The 14,603-nt window shown below is 69.5% G+C and carries 14 protein-coding genes; 10 read left to right on the top strand and 4 right to left on the bottom strand.

The window, feature by feature from the left end; genetic code table 11:
• Nucleotides 1-16 precede the first annotated feature (16 nt).
• From AC1DVU_RS11385 to dusB, 3 genes are all read left to right on the top strand, one after another.
• Complete coding sequence (locus AC1DVU_RS11385; RefSeq protein WP_476922550.1) at nucleotides 17-1,117, top strand: sensor histidine kinase; 1,101 nt, start codon at nucleotides 17-19, stop codon at nucleotides 1,115-1,117.
• Nucleotides 1,114-1,728, top strand: coding sequence for a response regulator (locus AC1DVU_RS11380; RefSeq protein WP_476922549.1), 615 nt, complete (start codon nucleotides 1,114-1,116; stop codon nucleotides 1,726-1,728). The genes AC1DVU_RS11385 and AC1DVU_RS11380 overlap by 4 nt, the downstream gene beginning before the upstream one ends.
• Nucleotides 1,729-1,855: 127 nt before the next feature.
• Nucleotides 1,856-2,998, top strand: a complete 1,143-nt coding sequence (dusB, locus tag AC1DVU_RS11375; protein ID WP_476922548.1) for a tRNA dihydrouridine synthase DusB — start codon at nucleotides 1,856-1,858, stop codon at nucleotides 2,996-2,998.
• Here the strand turns inward: dusB and AC1DVU_RS11370 are convergent.
• Genes AC1DVU_RS11370 through AC1DVU_RS11355 form a run of 4 tightly spaced genes read right to left on the bottom strand, consistent with a single transcriptional unit; the run spans nucleotide 2,995 to nucleotide 6,902 of the window.
• The gene (locus AC1DVU_RS11370) at nucleotides 2,995-4,311 is read right to left on the bottom strand and encodes a PH domain-containing protein (RefSeq protein WP_476922547.1); all 1,317 of its coding nucleotides are present in this window, start codon (nucleotides 4,309-4,311) and stop codon (nucleotides 2,995-2,997) included. The genes dusB and AC1DVU_RS11370 overlap by 4 nt on opposite strands.
• On the bottom strand, nucleotides 4,295-4,786 hold the full coding sequence (locus AC1DVU_RS11365) for a PH domain-containing protein (RefSeq protein WP_476922546.1): 492 nt from the start codon (nucleotides 4,784-4,786) through the stop codon (nucleotides 4,295-4,297). Before AC1DVU_RS11365 ends, AC1DVU_RS11370 begins: the two co-directional genes overlap by 17 nt.
• Before the next feature lie 56 nt (nucleotides 4,787-4,842).
• A complete protein-coding gene (locus AC1DVU_RS11360) occupies nucleotides 4,843-6,141 on the bottom strand; it encodes a PTS transporter subunit EIIC (RefSeq protein ID WP_476922545.1) in 1,299 nt (432 codons plus the stop codon).
• Between the two features lie 35 nt (nucleotides 6,142-6,176).
• Entirely contained in the window at nucleotides 6,177-6,902 is a 726-nt protein-coding gene (locus AC1DVU_RS11355; RefSeq protein WP_476922544.1) for a GntR family transcriptional regulator, read from the bottom strand.
• A 117-nt stretch (nucleotides 6,903-7,019) separates the two neighbouring features.
• On the opposite strand from AC1DVU_RS11355, the gene nagA reads away from it, so the two are divergent.
• From nagA to ftsY, 7 genes are all read left to right on the top strand, one after another.
• Nucleotides 7,020-8,216, top strand: a complete 1,197-nt coding sequence (gene nagA / locus AC1DVU_RS11350) for an N-acetylglucosamine-6-phosphate deacetylase (protein WP_476922543.1) — start codon at nucleotides 7,020-7,022, stop codon at nucleotides 8,214-8,216.
• Nucleotides 8,217-8,225: 9 nt separating this feature from the next.
• Nucleotides 8,226-8,456 carry a PTS sugar transporter subunit IIB gene (locus AC1DVU_RS11345; RefSeq protein ID WP_476922542.1) on the top strand — a complete coding sequence of 77 codons (231 nt, stop codon included), beginning with the start codon at nucleotides 8,226-8,228 and terminating at the stop codon, nucleotides 8,454-8,456.
• Nucleotides 8,453-8,896: a PTS sugar transporter subunit IIA gene (locus tag AC1DVU_RS11340; protein ID WP_476922541.1), complete on the top strand. Its 444-nt coding sequence runs from the start codon at nucleotides 8,453-8,455 to the stop codon at nucleotides 8,894-8,896. Before AC1DVU_RS11345 ends, AC1DVU_RS11340 begins: the two co-directional genes overlap by 4 nt.
• A 114-nt stretch (nucleotides 8,897-9,010) precedes the next feature.
• Nucleotides 9,011-9,211, top strand: coding sequence for a hypothetical protein (locus AC1DVU_RS11335; protein WP_056207586.1), 201 nt, complete (start codon nucleotides 9,011-9,013; stop codon nucleotides 9,209-9,211).
• A gap of 53 nt (nucleotides 9,212-9,264) precedes the next feature.
• On the top strand, nucleotides 9,265-12,819 hold the full coding sequence (gene smc, locus AC1DVU_RS11330; RefSeq protein WP_476922540.1) for a chromosome segregation protein SMC: 3,555 nt from the start codon (nucleotides 9,265-9,267) through the stop codon (nucleotides 12,817-12,819).
• Nucleotides 12,816-13,250, top strand: a complete 435-nt coding sequence (locus tag AC1DVU_RS11325; protein ID WP_476922539.1) for an acyl-CoA thioesterase — start codon at nucleotides 12,816-12,818, stop codon at nucleotides 13,248-13,250. The genes smc and AC1DVU_RS11325 overlap by 4 nt, the downstream gene beginning before the upstream one ends.
• A gap of 35 nt (nucleotides 13,251-13,285) precedes the next feature.
• Nucleotides 13,286-14,419, top strand: coding sequence for a signal recognition particle-docking protein FtsY (gene ftsY / locus AC1DVU_RS11320; RefSeq protein ID WP_476922538.1), 1,134 nt, complete (start codon nucleotides 13,286-13,288; stop codon nucleotides 14,417-14,419).
• The last annotated feature ends 184 nt before the right edge of the window (nucleotides 14,420-14,603 follow it).

Genomic DNA, 14,603 nt, shown 5'->3' with positions numbered 1-14,603 from the left:
GGCTAGCCTTGGGCCCGTGGCCACGCACGACACCGACCCCCAGGACCGCGCTCGCTTCGGTCGCCTCCTGGGGGCCGGCATCTGGCTGTTCTTCCTCGGCAACCCAGTCGGCGTGCTGCTCAAGAACGACGACTTGCTCGAGCGCTACACGGGTCTCGCCGCGTTGGCGGTCTTCGTCCCGGTGTACCTCTACGGTCTCGCGCACATCCCGGAGTTCCACCTGCATCGTCGACGTCTCCACGCGTGGACCTACATCACCGTCTTGCTGGCCTGTTTCGCCGTGATCGTCCCCGGGGCGGGTGATCAGTCCACGACCTGCCTCGTGTTCATCACGGCCCTGTCAGTCGCGATCCTGCCAAAGATCGAGGCTTGGGCCGTCGTCGTCGTCATGTTCGCCGCCATCACGGTTGCGTCCTACACGATCGACGGCTGGTCGGCGCATGGCAACAACTTCGCGGTCGTCCTGGCCGCTGCCGCCGTGTGGTCGTTCCGGCTCGCGTGGCAGCGCCAGGCCAAGCTCATGGCGGCAGAGCAGGATCTCTCCGAGCTCGCGATCGAGGAGGAGCGCGCCCGCATCGCCCGCGACCTGCACGACATCCTGGGTCATTCGCTGACCGTCATCTCGGTCAAGGCCGAGCTGGCCGAGCGGTTGTTCGACGACGATCCCGAGCGGGCACGGGCCGAGCTGGTGGACCTGCAGCGCCTGTCACGGGACGCCCTTGCGGACGTACGCTCGACCGCCCAGGGCATACGCGGGATCTCGCTTCCCGGCGAGATCGCCTCGGCACGCATGGCGCTCGAGTCGGCCGGCATCGAGCCGTTGCTGCCGACCGTTGCCGACGAAGTGCCGTCGAGGTGGCGTGAGCTGTTCGCGTGGACCCTGCGCGAAGGCGTCACCAACGTCATCCGGCACAGCGAGGCATCGAGGTGCGAGGTCGAGCTCGACGCAGAAAGGATCAGCGTGATCGATGACGGCCGTGGCCCCATCCACAACGACAGCAACGGCAACGGGCTGGAAGGACTCCGGCAACGCGCCCGGCTCGCGGGGGCGACCGTGACGACCAGCGCAGGCCCCGGCGATCGTGGCTTCTCCCTCACGGTGTCGGTGCCAGCATGATCCGTCTGTTGCTCGCCGACGACCAGGCTCTCGTTCGCGGCGCGCTGGCGGCGCTGCTCGAGCTCGAGGAGGATCTCGAGGTCGTTGCCGAGGTGTCGCGGGGCGACGAAGTCGTCGCTGCGGCTCGCGAGACCCGTCCTGATGTGGCGCTGCTGGACGTGGAGATGCCCGGCATCGACGGCCTCGCCGCGGCCCGGCTGCTGCGGGACGCCCTGCCCACGTGCCGGGTCCTGATGGTCACGACATTCGGGCGGCCCGGCTACCTCAAGCAGGCGATGTCGGCCGGAGCGAGCGGCTTCGTCGTCAAGGACACGCCGGCCCGTCAGCTCGCCGACGCCGTCCGGCGGGTGCACAGCGGACTGCGCGTCGTCGACCCGACCCTGGCCGCCGAGTCGCTGGCCCAGGGCGACTCGCCGCTGACCGAGCGCGAGGCCGACGTGCTGCAGGCTGCCCGCGGCGGTGGAACGGTCGCGGCGATCGCCTCGACGCTGTTCCTGTCCGAGGGCACGGTTCGCAACCACCTGTCCAGCGCGATTGGCAAGACCGGCGCCCGTACGCGCGCCGAGGCCGTACGCGTCGCCGTCGACAACGGCTGGCTGCTGCCCCACTGACCCCTTGGCGGTGACTTGGCGCCCACGCGAATCGGCGAGCGGTGACCTAGGGCCCACGACGTCGCAGCAGGTGGGCCCCAAGTCACCGCTCCGGGGTGGGACAGTGGCGCCTGAGACAATGGGTGCCATGCCCACCGCCACGCTGCCGAGCACGCTTCGGCTGGGAGACCTCGAGGTCCCCAGCCCGGTCGTGCTCGCCCCGATGGCCGGCGTGACGAATGCTGCGTTCCGCCAGCTCTGCGCCGAGCAGGGCGCCGGCCTGTACGTCTGCGAGATGATCACGTCGCGCGGCATCGTCGAAGGTGACAGGACGAGCCTTTCGATGCTGACGTTCGCGGCCAACGAGACATTCCGCTCGGTGCAGCTCTACGGCATTGACCCGCACACGATCGGTCGCGCCGTCGAGATCCTGTGCACGGACCACGGCGTCGACCACGTCGACCTCAACTTCGGGTGCCCGGTCCCCAAGGTGACGCGCAAGGGCGGGGGAGCGGCGCTGCCATGGAAGGACACGCTGCTCGGCGAGATCCTCGAGGCCGCAGTCTCGGCGGCGACCCCGTACGGCGTCCCGGTCACGATGAAGACCCGCAAGGGCATCGACGACGATCACCTGACCTACCTCGACGCCGGCCGCATCGCGCAGGACACCGGATGTGCGGCGATCGCGCTGCACGGTCGCACCGCGGTGCAGCACTACTCGGGCCGCGCCGACTGGGACTCGATCGCCGAGCTCAAGGCCGCCGTCGACATCCCGGTGCTGGGCAACGGCGACATCTGGGAGGCCGCCGACGCAATCCGCATGGTCGAGGAGACCGGGTGCGACGGCGTCGTCGTGGGCCGCGGTTGCCTGGGCCGGCCCTGGCTGTTCCGCGATCTCGCCGCAGCGTTCTCCGGCGAGCAGGTCGTCGAGCTGCCCACCCTCGGTGAGGTCGCCGGAGTCATGCGCCGGCATGCCGAGCTGCTGGGCGGCCTGATGGGCGAGGAGCGGGGCTGCATCGAGTTCCGCAAGCACATCGCGTGGTACCTCAAGGGATTCGCCGCCGGCAAGGACGTGCGGAGCAGGCTGGGGATGGTGTCGTCGTACGCCGATCTCGATGCGTTGCTGGGCCGCCTTGATCCCGCGGAGCCCTATCCGCTCGACGAGCTCGGCACGCCCCGCGGCCGGCAGGGAACGCCCAAGAAGGTCTCCGTGCCGGATGGCTGGCTCGAATCGCGCGACATGGTCGCGCCGATGGATCCCGACGCGGAGGACGGCACCTCCGGCGGTTAGCTGCGCGCTGCGCGGGCTCGTTCGAGCTGGGCCAGCACCTCGGCTCGCGCATCGCGTTCGTCGAGGTTGCGGCCGTCGGCGTCGACGGGTCCGGCCGGCGTGTGCACCTCGATCGTGGCGAGACGTCGTCTGCGCTGCAGCGGTCCCTGCCGCAGCTCGACGGACTGCGTCTTGTGGTGCGGCACGATGCTGGTCGTGCGCTCGACCCATCCCTCGCGGGCCACGAACGTACGCTCGTTGGCGCCGACCCAGCGATAGCGCCAGCCGATCGGGGCAAACGGCCACGATCGCCGGGGCGCCGCCGTACGTGGCACCGACTCGGCGGCGGAGCCGGGAATCAGCTCGGCGATCACGGCGTCGGCGAGCGGCCGGTCGGAGATTGGCAGCAGGGTCGACGACGAGGCGATCCCCTCGTCGTCCCGATGCGCGGCATAACCGGCGACATCGACCTCGAGCCGCTGCCAGCCGAACCGCCGCCAGACGTACGGCTCCTTGACCGCGATGCCCTGCACCCGCGCGAACGGGATCGTCTGGGACGTGCGGGACAGCAGCCCGCGCTCGATGCGGAGCCCGCCCTGACCGCGCGAGAGGGTGAAGTCCCACTGCTGCAGGATCCGGTTCGCGATGATCTGCGCGAGCCAGATGCCGAGCGGGATGATGCCGCCGAGCGCGACCACCAACCGCCCGAACCAGATTGCGCCGACCACCAGGGCGATCGAGCCGGTCGCGGCGAACAGGAAGTCCAGCGACAGGACCGTGCCGATCACGACCCGGCTGGGCGGGACGGCGGTGATGATGGTGCGCTGCTCCTCGACCTTGGCATCCTCCTGCGAGACCCCGTGAGCACGCGCCAGCAGGAGGCGCCTGAGGTCTCGGGCGTCGGCCAGCTCGAGGAATCGCAAGGCAGTGCGCGAGTCCCTGCCGCCGGCCATCTCGATGCGCAGCTCGGCTAGACCGAACACGCGGGCGACCAGCGGCTCCGCGATGTCGACGGACTGGATGCGCTCGTACGGAATGCGGCGCGACGCCTTCGTGATGACGCCGCTGTTGATGCGCAGCTCCGTGCCGTCGATGACGTAGCGCGTGAACAGCCAGCTCAGGAAGCCGAAGCCCATGCCGACGACGAGCCCGCCGCCGACCGAGATCGCCAGGCTCAGCAGCGCACTCATGTCGCCCCAGCCGTCACCCGTGACGATCGAGGTGATCAGGCCGACCGACGCGGCAGCCGCCCACAGCGCGCCCTGGACGACCGAGGTCAGCGGATGCGTGCGGAGTCCAGCCGCCTCGGTCGCGACCTCAGACCCCGGCGCCATGGGCCTCGCCGAGCTCGGTCAGGCGGTTGCGCAGGCGCGTCGCCTCGGCGGCCGGCAGCCCCGGTATGTCCGCTGCGGTCTCCGCGCTTGCGGTGTGCAGCGTGACGGATGCGACGCCGTACGCCCGCGCGAGCGGACCGGCCTGGACGTCGACGAATTGCATGCGTCCGTAGGGGATGGCGACCAGCCGCTTGAACATCACACCGCTCGTCACGAGCAGGTCGTCGTCGTGCTCGGCGTAGCCCCAGCTGCGCTGGTTGCGCCCGGCCCACGCCCACCCCCAGGCGCCGAGAGCGAGTGCCAGCACGATCACGAGGACGCCGATGAACCAGATGTCACCCACCGTCAGCAGGATCACGAGCTGCACGACGATCGCAACGGCCACAGGCACCAGGATCAGGATGCGCCGGATCGTGGCGAGCTTGGGCGAGACCCGCTGCCAGTCGCCCGACGGGGGAGTGAAGAGATCGTCCACGTCGCGACCTTACGCGGAGCGCCCGCCGTACGTGTGCACGGCGGGCGCTCCGTTGGTCAGGTTGCGGGTGGTGCGGAGGTGCTCGGCGAGCCAGCCGTCGACGGACGATCCATCGGCTGGTCGATGAGGCCGTCCATCGATGACGTGTCGTCATCGTCCTCGTCACGGCCCGGTGTCCTCAGGTTCCACTTGCGGATCACGAAGCGGAACAGGAAGTAGTAGACGGCCGCGTAGCCGAGGCCGATGACGATCAACAAGCCCGGCTTGGTCGCGATGTTCCAGTTGAGCAGGAAGTCGAACAGGCCTGCGGAGAATCCGAAGCCGTCATGGATGTCCAAGGCGTTGGTCAGCGCGATCGAGGTGCCAGTCAGCAACGCGTGAATCACGTACAGCGGCCACGCCACGAACATGAAAGCGAACTCGAGCGGCTCGGTCACGCCGGTGAGGAAGCTGGTCAGGGCGGCGCTGATCATGATGCCGCCGACGGCCTTCTTCTGGGCCGGCTTGGCCTCCTGCCAGATCGCCAGGGCGGCGGCGGGCAGTGCGAACATCATGATCGGGAAGAAGCCCGTCATGAACGATCCGGCGTCCGGGTCGCCGGCAAGGAATCGCGGGATGTCGCCGTGCACGACTGCGCCGGCGGAATTCGTGAAGTCGCCGAACAGGAACCACGGGCCGGAATTGAGGATGTGGTGCAGGCCCAGCGGGATCAGGAGCCGGTTGAGGGTGCCGTAGACGAAGCCGCCGATGACGTCGTTGTCGGCGACCCAGTCCGAGAGGTTCTTGAGTCCTTCGTTGAACGCCGGATAGACGAGGCTGAAGAGCACCGAGATGAGGATGGCCGCGACGGCGGTGATCATCGGCACGAACCGGCGGCCGCCGAAGAACGCCAGGTAGTCGGGCAGCTTGATCCGGTAGTAGCGCTGCCAGAGCAATCCGGCGGTGATGCCCATGACGATGCCGCCGAGGACGCCGTAGTTGATCAGCTCCTGCGTGCCGCCCTTCGCGGGTGGGTCGAGGATGAACGGCGAAAGTGCATCACCCACGCCCTTGAACACGAGGTAGCCCACGACGGCCGCCAGCGCGGTGGATCCGTCGGCCTTCTTGGCCATGCCGATCGCGACGCCGACCGCGAATAGGAGCGGCAAGTTGGCGAACAGTGCGTTGCCCGCCGCGCCGAGAACAGCGGCGACCTTCACCCAGCCCCAGCCGTCGGCGCCGAGCAGGTCGGGCTGGCCGAGCCGGAGAAGCAGGGCCGCTGCGGGTAGGGCAGCGATCGGCAGCATGAGGCTGCGGCCGAACTTCTGTACGGGGGCGAGGTTGAAGCCTCGCCGTCCTGCAGTCGTGCTGGTCATCTTCGATTCCCCTCAGTGTTGGTGGTGCTTCGGACTCAACGCGTGGACGGGCCCCGTTGCAGGCTCATCGACAACTGGTAGCGGTCACCGCGGTAGCGGCTGATGGTCTGTTCGACGGGACCGTCGCTGGACGACCCGACGCGGTCGAAGACCATGACCGGCGCGGCCTCCGCGACCTCGAGCAGGTGCGCGTACGCGGGACCGGCCTGCTCGGCCCAGGTGGTCTGCTGCGCGTCGGTGATCACGACCCCGTACGTCGACTCGAAGATCGCGTAGATCGAGCCACTGAGGTCCTCGTCCCCGAGCGCCGGGAAGAGGGCCTCCGGGTACCAGCTGATCTCGTGCGCCATCGGCTCGTCGTCGGCCAGACGCAGGCGCTCGATCTCCCAGAGCCGCTCACCAGGGCTGACGCCCAGTGCCTTGGCGGTCGCCTCCCCGGCCTCGACCACGGCGCAGGACAGCACCTCGGTGCTGGGGCGGTGGCCGCGCTGCCGCATGTCCTGCGTGAACGAGGCCAGGTGCAGGTTGCTCTCCACGCGCGGGCGGGTGACGACCGTCCCGCGGCCCGGCACCGTCGTCAGACGGCCTTCGTTGACGAGGCTGCTGATCGCGGCGCGCACCGTCGCGCGGCTGACGTCGTAGCGGCTGGTGAGATCGCGCTCGGACGGGATCATCGCGCCCGGCTGGAGCTCCTCGTCGATGGTCTTCAGCAGGGCAGCTCGGAGCTGCGCGTGCTTGGGGAGCAGGCTGTCGTTCAGCATGCGACAACTCCTCTCGACGGGCGCCTGAACCGCTGGTACGATCCGGTACGTACCAGTGAGGATGGACGCGAATAGCCCGGCATGTCAACCCCTACGCAGACGGATCGAGGCCAACCGGTGACAACGCTGATCGAGGCTCGACGACTCGTGGGGCTGCCTGACGATGAGTCGGGTGCGGGCTGGCTCGAGGTCGACGGCGACCGGATCAGCGCCGCCGGGCGCGGAGCGCCGAACCATACGCCCGACCTCGTCCTCGACGGCGTCCTCGCGCCAGGCCTCATCGACGCACAGATCAACGGCGCGTTCTCGGTCGACTTCGCGGACGCCGACGCAGCCGAGGTCCGCGGTGTCGCCGAGCGGATGGTGTCGACCGGTGTCACGGCGATGGTGCCGACCTTCATCACCGCGACGGTGGAGCAGCTCGTCGAGCAGGTCAGCCGCTACGACGACGCGCGCCGGGCCAGCAACGAGACTGGGAAGGCGACGCGCCTCCTGCCGGCTCACGTCGAGGGTCCGTTCCTGTCGCCCAGAAGGCGCGGCGCCCATCGCGAGTCGCTGCTCGTCGACCCCACGCCTCAACGCGTCGCACCACTGATCGAGCTTGCCCCCGCGATCTCGTACGTGACGCTCGCCCCTGAGCGTGAAGGGGCGCTGCGGGCCATCGCCGACCTCGTCGCCGCGGGCATCCGGGTAGCGGTCGGGCACAGTGACGCCTCTGACGACCAGGTCCGGGCTGCCGCCGATGCCGGAGCAACGCTCGTCACGCACCTCTACAACGCGCAGAGCCCGTTCCACCACCGAGCACCCGGCGTGGTCGGCGCAGCCCTCACGGATCCCCGTCTGACGGTCGGCATGATCGTCGACGGCCACCATGTCGAACCTGCAGCTGTACGCCTGGCGTTCTCCGCCGCTGCCGGACGGGTCATGCTCGTGACCGACGCGGTGGCCGCGCTGGGCATGCCGCCTGGGGTCTACGAGCTCGGCGGCGACCAGCTCGAGGTCATCGCCGGCAGCCCACCGCTGCGCGCCGACGGCACGATCGCGGGGGCTGACGAGCCGCTCGACGCCAATGTCGGCCACGCGGTCGACTTCGGGGTCGACCTCGTCGACGCGATCAGGGCGGCGACGCGTACGCCCGCCGACGCGCTCGGGCTCACCGACCTCGGCCGGATCGAGCCCGGTGCGCGCGCCGATCTCGTCCTGCTGGACGACGACCTGCGTGCGCGTACGACCTGGCTCGGCGGCCGCCGCGTCTGGTCCGATGGCACGACGCACGAAGGACCGGGAGCCACCGTGGCGTCCGGCAGTCTCTAGGAGGTTCCCATGGTCACAGCAGAACAGATCGTTGCCGGGCTGGGCGGTCGCGACAACATCGTCGAGATCGAGCCGTGCATCACCCGGCTTCGCACGGAGGTCGAGGACGCGTCGCTGGTCGACCAGGCCGCGCTCAAGGCCGCCGGTGCCTTCGGGGTCGTCATCTCTGGCAACGTCGTCCAGGTCGTCGTCGGCCCCGTTGCCGACACCCTGGCGAGCGACATCGAGGACCTCGATTGAGCACCGTGCTGGCGCCGGTCGCGGGGAAGGTCATCCCGCTCGCGGACGTACCCGATCCCGTCTTCGCCCAGCAGATCGTCGGCTCGGGCATCGCGATCGACCCTGAGCGCGCCGAGTCGACTGTCGTCTCGCCCGCCGACGGACGCCTGCTCAAGCTGCACCCGCACGCGTTCGTGCTGCTCACCGCCGACGGCAAGGGGCTGCTCGTGCACCTCGGCATCGACACGGTGCAGCTCGACGGCGCGGGATTCGAGCTGCTCGTCGCCGAGGGTGACGAGGTGACGACCGGCACGCCGATCGTGCGCTGGGATCCCGCGGAGATCGAGGCCGGCGGGCGGTCGCCCATCGTGCCGATCGTCGTGATGGACACGCCCCCTGACAGCATCCAGTCCGCGGTCAGCGGGACGGTACGCGTGGGAGACGAGATCTTCGCTGTCTGAGGGCTGTGAGAGCCCGACTGGAAGTTGACCCAAATGGACTGCGGTGCGAGACTGAGAGACGCAGATCAGCCTTATCTGCCCTTCCCCTCAGATCCATTCCGCGGAGATCTTTTCATGGCCAAAGCACTCATCGGCTACATCGGGGGTCCCACCTCCGATCAGTTGCGCGAAACCGCCGCACTCCACCGTCGCATTGCCGACCTCGAGGCCGAGATCATGCGCCTCAAGGTCGAGAACGACGGTTTGCTCCGGACGATCCGTGAGCGTGTCGACAATGTCACCGCCGGCGACTTGATGGAGCCTGCCGCTCACTAGCGTTTCAGCGGTCTAGTCTGGCTCCAACCAGTTGTCCGTCGTAGGAGTCAGCGTTGTACCTCAAGAGCCTCACGTTGCGTGGGTTCAAGTCCTTCGCGTCCTCGACGACCCTCCAGCTCGAGCCGGGCATCACGTGCGTCGTCGGACCCAACGGCTCCGGCAAGTCCAATGTCGTCGACGCCTTGTCGTGGGTCATGGGCGAGCAGGGTGCCAAGTCCCTGCGCGGCGGCAAGATGGAGGACGTCATCTTCGCCGGTACGTCCGGCCGTGCCCCGCTGGGTCGCGCTGAGGTCGTCCTCACGATCGACAACACCGACGGTGCGCTCCCGATCGAGTACACCGAGGTCACGATCTCGCGGACGATGTTCCGCAACGGCGGCTCGGAGTACGCCATCAACGGCAACACGTGCCGACTGCTCGACGTCCAGGAACTGCTGAGTGACTCCGGCATCGGCCGCGAGATGCACGTCATCGTCGGCCAGGGACAGCTCGACGGTGTCCTGCGGGCGACGCCGGAGGAGCGCCGTGGCTTCATCGAGGAGGCCGCTGGCGTCCTCAAGCACCGCAAGCGCAAGGAGAAGGCGCTCCGCAAGCTCGACGCGACCCAAGGCAACCTGACCCGCCTCAACGACGTGCTGACCGAGCTGCGCCGGCAGCTCAAGCCTCTGGGCCGGCAGGCCGAGGTGGCTCGCCGCGCCGCCGTGATCCAGGCCGAGGTTCGCGATGCCAGGGCACGCATCCTGGCCGACGACATCGTCAGCGCCCGATCCGTGATCGCCGAGGAGCTCGCCGACGAGACCGCCCTCAAGGAGCGGCGCCAGGCGGTCGAGCAGTCGATCGCCGCGGCCCGCGAGCAGGAGACCGAGCTCGAGGACCAGCTGCGCGAGGACTCGCCGCGCCTGTCCGCCGCGCAGGAGACCTGGTACAGCCTCTCCGGCCTGCGCGAGCGCATCCGGGGCACCGCTGGACTCGCCAATGAGCGCGTACGCCTTGCGGCCGTCGAGGCCGAGGATCGCCGGGTCGGCCGTGAGCCCGAGGAGCTGGAGGCTGACGCTCGCCGCGCCCAGGAGCAGCTCGAGCAGCTCAGTGCCGGCGTGACGCGGGCGACCGAGTCGCTCGAGGCCGTCATCGCCGAGCGCAACGAGGCCGAGACCGCCTACACCGCGGAGGAGCGCCGGGTTGCCGGGCTGCTGCGTGCCGCCGCCGACCAGCGCGAAGGCCTGGCCCGGCTCCACGGCCAGGTCAACGCCCTCAAGAGCCGCGCGACAGCAGCCGGCGAGGAGATCGGCCGGCTCACCGCTGCGCGCGAGGAAGCCGAGAGCCGCGCGGTCGAGGCGCACCGCGAGTTCACGAACCTCGAGAACCAGATCGCCGGGCTCAACGCGGGGGAGTCAGGCCTCGACGAGGAGCTCGAGGCGGCCGAGGACGGCCTCGCCGAGATCACCGAGCACCTTGCCTCTCTCACCGCGCAGTCGCAGGAAGCCGAGCGCCAGCAGGCTGCGTTCGCCGCCCGCAAGGAGGCCCTCGAGCTGGGCCTGGCCCGCAAGGACGGCGCCGGGGCGCTGCTCGCCGCGACCGACGAGATCAGCGGCCTGCTGGGCTCGGTCGCCGCACTGCTGACCGTACGCGCGGGGTTCGAGACCGCGATCGCCTCCGCACTGGGCTCGGCTGCGGACGCCGTCGCAGTCGATCACCTCGACACCGCGGTCTCGGCGATGGAGAAGCTCAAGTCCGAGGACCTCGGCCGTGCCGGCATGCTGCTCGGCGGCGGCGAGGTCGACGACTCCACCTGGCCGGGGCTGCCGGACTATGCGACCTACGCGATCGACGTCGTCGACGGCCCGGCGCCGCTGCAGGGTGCGCTGCGCCGCCTGCTGTTCAAGGTCGCCGTCGTCGACAGCCTCGAGCAGTCGCAGGACCTGATCCGCCACGCGCCAGATGTCACCGCGGTCACCCGCGACGGCGATGTGCTCGGTGCGCACTTCGCCGCCGGTGGCTCGACGTCCAAGCAGAGCCTCATCGAGGTCAAGGCCGCGATCTCGCAGGCCGACGACGACCTCGCGCGCGCGGTCCACACGCTCGAGCGCCTGCGCTTCGAGCGCGAGGCCGCCGACGCCAAACGAGTCGTTGCCCAGGAGCGCGTCGACGCTGCGCTCGGCCGGTTGCACGAGTCCGACGCCACGATGGCCGCGGTCGCCGAGAACCTCGGTCACCTCGGTGCGACCGCCCGCGCCGCTCGGGGCGAAGCCGACCGTCTCGCCCTGGCGATCACCAAGGCCGAGGAGTCGCAGGCCGGCGACCTGTCCGGCCTGGCCGAGCTCGAGGAGCGGCTCGCGCAGGCCGAAGCGGCCCCCGAGGAGGAGCCCGACACGGCGCTGCTCGAGGAGCTGGCCGACAAGGCCTCCACGGCCCGCCGCGCGGAGACCGACGCCCGGCTCGCGCTGCGCACCAACGAGGAACGAGCCCGCGCGCTCGAAGGCCAGGTCACGGCGCTGTTCGAGGCCGCCGAGGCCGAGCGCGAGGCGCGGATCAAGGCCAAGGAGCGTCGCGAGCGCCAGCTGCGGGAGGCCGAGACAGCCAAGGCCGTGATCTTCGCCAGCGACCAGGTGCTGGCCCGGCTCGAGCAGTCGATCGCCCAGGCATCTGCCCTACGCTCGGAGATCGAGGCGTCCCGCACGGGCCGCGAGGAGACCCTGCGAGGCGTACGTGCGCAGCTCCGCGAGCAGATCGCGGAGCTCGACGGCCTCACCGACTCGGTGCACAAGGACGAGATGGCTCGCGCCGAGATGCGGCTGCGCCTCGAAGGTCTCGAGGGGCGTGCCCTCGAAGAGCTCGGTCTCGAGGTCGAGACGCTCGTGGCCGACTACGGGCCGGACCAGCTGGTGCCGCCCATCACGGTCGAGGGCGAGGACGACTCGCTGCCGGCGGAGCCGGTGCCCTACGAGCGTGAGGCGCAGGTCAAGCGGCTGCGCAACGCCGAGCGGTCGATGGCGATGCTCGGCAAGGTCAACCCCTTGGCACTCGAGGAGTTCACCGCGCTCGAGGAGCGTCACCAGTTCCTCTCCGAGCAGCTCGACGACCTGCGCAAGACCCGTCAGGACCTGCTCGAGATCGTCGAAGAGGTCGACGCCAAGGTCGAGCAGGTCTTCACCGAGGCCTGGTACGACGTCGAGCGCGAGTTCCAGGACGTGTTCTCCCGCCTGTTCCCGGGCGGCGAGGGATCGCTGATCCTCACGGACCCACAGAACATGCTGACCACCGGCATCGACGTCGAGGCGCGCCCGCCGGGCAAGAAGGTCAAGCGGCTGTCGCTGCTGTCCGGTGGCGAGCGCTCGCTGGTCGCTGTGGCGTTCCTCGTTGCGCTGTTCAAGGCCCGACCGAGCCCGTTCTACATCCTCGACGAGGTCGAGGCGGCGCTCGACGACGCCAACCTCGGCCGGCTGCTCGACCTCTACGAAGAGCTGCGCGCCAACTCACAGCTCATCGTCATCACGCACCAGAAGCGCACGATGGAGGTCGCTGACGCGCTCTACGGCGTCTCGATGCGCGGCGACGGTGTCTCCGCCGTCATCAGCCAGCGTCTGCGCGAGGAAGAGACCGCTTCTTGACGTCGGGACCCCGGCTGCGTACGGACTTCGGTGTCCTGCGGACCATCACCACGCGGTGGGAGGACGAGGACGTCTACGGCCACGTCAACAACGTCGTCTACTACTCGTTCTTCGACACCGCGGTCAACGGCTACCTGATCGACCAGACCGGCGTCGACATCCGCAAGCTCGACGCCGTTGGCCTCGTCGCCGAGACGCAGTGCGAGTTCCTGCGCGAGCTGGGCTTCCCGGGCGACGTGCAGGCCGGGCTGGCCGTCACGAAGCTCGGCACGTCGAGCATCGTCTACCGCATCGGGCTGTTCCAGGGCGACAGTGACGAGCCGGCCGCTATCGGCCGATTCGTCCACGTCTACGTCGACGCCGCTTCTCGTACCGTCACGCCGATCCCCGAAGCGATACGCAGCGCGGTCGCGCCACTCGTCACGCCCTGACCACGTCCAGCCGACGTTCTGCATAGGATCGACGCGTGACCACGCCTGTGCTTCTCCTGATCATCCTTGCCGTCATCGTCGTTCTGGGCGTCGGCATCAGCCTCGTCCTCGGCCGCGGCCGCAAGGAGCTGCCGCCGCCCTCAGAGCTCGACCGGATCACCGAGGAGCTCATCGAGCATCCCGAGCACCCGGAGCCTCACCTCGAGGACGAGGAGCCGGCCGCACCCGTCGAGACCATCGAGCGCCCGGAGGCACCACAGGGCCGGCTCGTACGTCTGCGTGCGCGGCTCGCGCGGTCGCAGGGCACGCTCGGCAAGGGCCTGCTCGCGGTGCTCAGTCGTTCGACGCTCGACGACGACGCGTGGGAGGAGCTCGAGGACACGCTGCTCGCCGCCGACGTCGGCGTCACGGCGACCGATGAGCTGGTCGCCAACCTCAAGACCCGCGTCCGGGTGGAGGGCATCGACGATCCCGCTGCCGCGAAGGCAGCACTCCGCGAGGAGCTCGTGGGACTGATCAACCCGTCGTACGACCGCACGCTCGACTCGACGGGAGCTGACGGCAAGCCCGGCGTGGTGCTCGTCGTCGGCGTCAACGGCACCGGCAAGACCACGACCGTCGGCCGGCTCGCCCGCGTACTGGTCGCCGAGGACAAGACCGTCGTTCTCGGCGCGGCCGACACGTTCCGCGCCGCGGCGGCCGACCAGCTGCAGACCTGGGGCGAGCGGGTCGGCGTGCCCACCGTTCGCGGCCCCGAGGGCGGTGACCCGGCGAGCGTCGGCTTCGAGGCCGTGCAGCGTGGCATCGCCGACGGCACCGACGTCGTGCTGGTCGACACCGCCGGACGCCTGCACACCAAGGCCGGGCTCATGGACGAGCTCGGCAAGGTCAAGCGGGTCATCGAGAAGCAGGCTCCGGTCACCGAGGTGCTGCTCGTCATCGACGCCACGACAGGCCAGAACGGACTGACCCAGGCCCGGGTCTTCGGTGAGGTCGTCGACGTCACGGGCATCGTGCTGACCAAGCTGGACGGCACGGCCAAGGGCGGCATCGTGATTGCGGTGCAGCGTGAGCTCGGGGTGCCGGTCAAGTTCGTCGGCCTCGGTGAGGGCGCGGACGATCTGGCCCCGTTCGACGCCGAGGAGTTCGTCGACGCGCTCCTCGCGTAGCTGCGCACATCGCGCCGCGGGAGCCCGTGCGCTCGCCGTTACCTGTTGTTAACAATCGGGCCGCACATGTCATCTGCGCGCAACGTTCAGGCTCTTGGACTGAAACCGTCGACCTCCACAGTGGTGCCCTAATGGCGCCCACTCGTGTGCCGAAAACTACCGAAATTCGGAGGCCTAATGGACG

The organism is Aeromicrobium sp. P2_G6 (genome assembly GCF_056403535.1).
Note: the sequence above shows the minus strand (reverse complement) of the source record. Positions and strands in the feature narration are given on the sequence as shown.

What these genes read in the sequence shown, in the direction of transcription:
- AC1DVU_RS11380 (WP_476922549.1), top strand. Translation starts at nt 1,114, where the DNA reads ATGATCCGTCTGTTGCTCGCCGACGACCAGGCTCTCGTTCGCGGCGCG.
- dusB (WP_476922548.1), top strand. Translation starts at nt 1,856, where the DNA reads ATGCCCACCGCCACGCTGCCGAGCACGCTTCGGCTGGGAGACCTCGAG.
- AC1DVU_RS11370 (WP_476922547.1), bottom strand. Translation starts at nt 4,311, where the DNA reads ATGGCGCCGGGGTCTGAGGTCGCGACCGAGGCGGCTGGACTCCGCACG.
- AC1DVU_RS11360 (WP_476922545.1), bottom strand. Translation starts at nt 6,141, where the DNA reads ATGACCAGCACGACTGCAGGACGGCGAGGCTTCAACCTCGCCCCCGTA.
- AC1DVU_RS11355 (WP_476922544.1), bottom strand. Translation starts at nt 6,902, where the DNA reads ATGCTGAACGACAGCCTGCTCCCCAAGCACGCGCAGCTCCGAGCTGCC.
- AC1DVU_RS11345 (WP_476922542.1), top strand. Translation starts at nt 8,226, where the DNA reads ATGGTCACAGCAGAACAGATCGTTGCCGGGCTGGGCGGTCGCGACAAC.
- AC1DVU_RS11335 (WP_056207586.1), top strand. Translation starts at nt 9,011, where the DNA reads ATGGCCAAAGCACTCATCGGCTACATCGGGGGTCCCACCTCCGATCAG.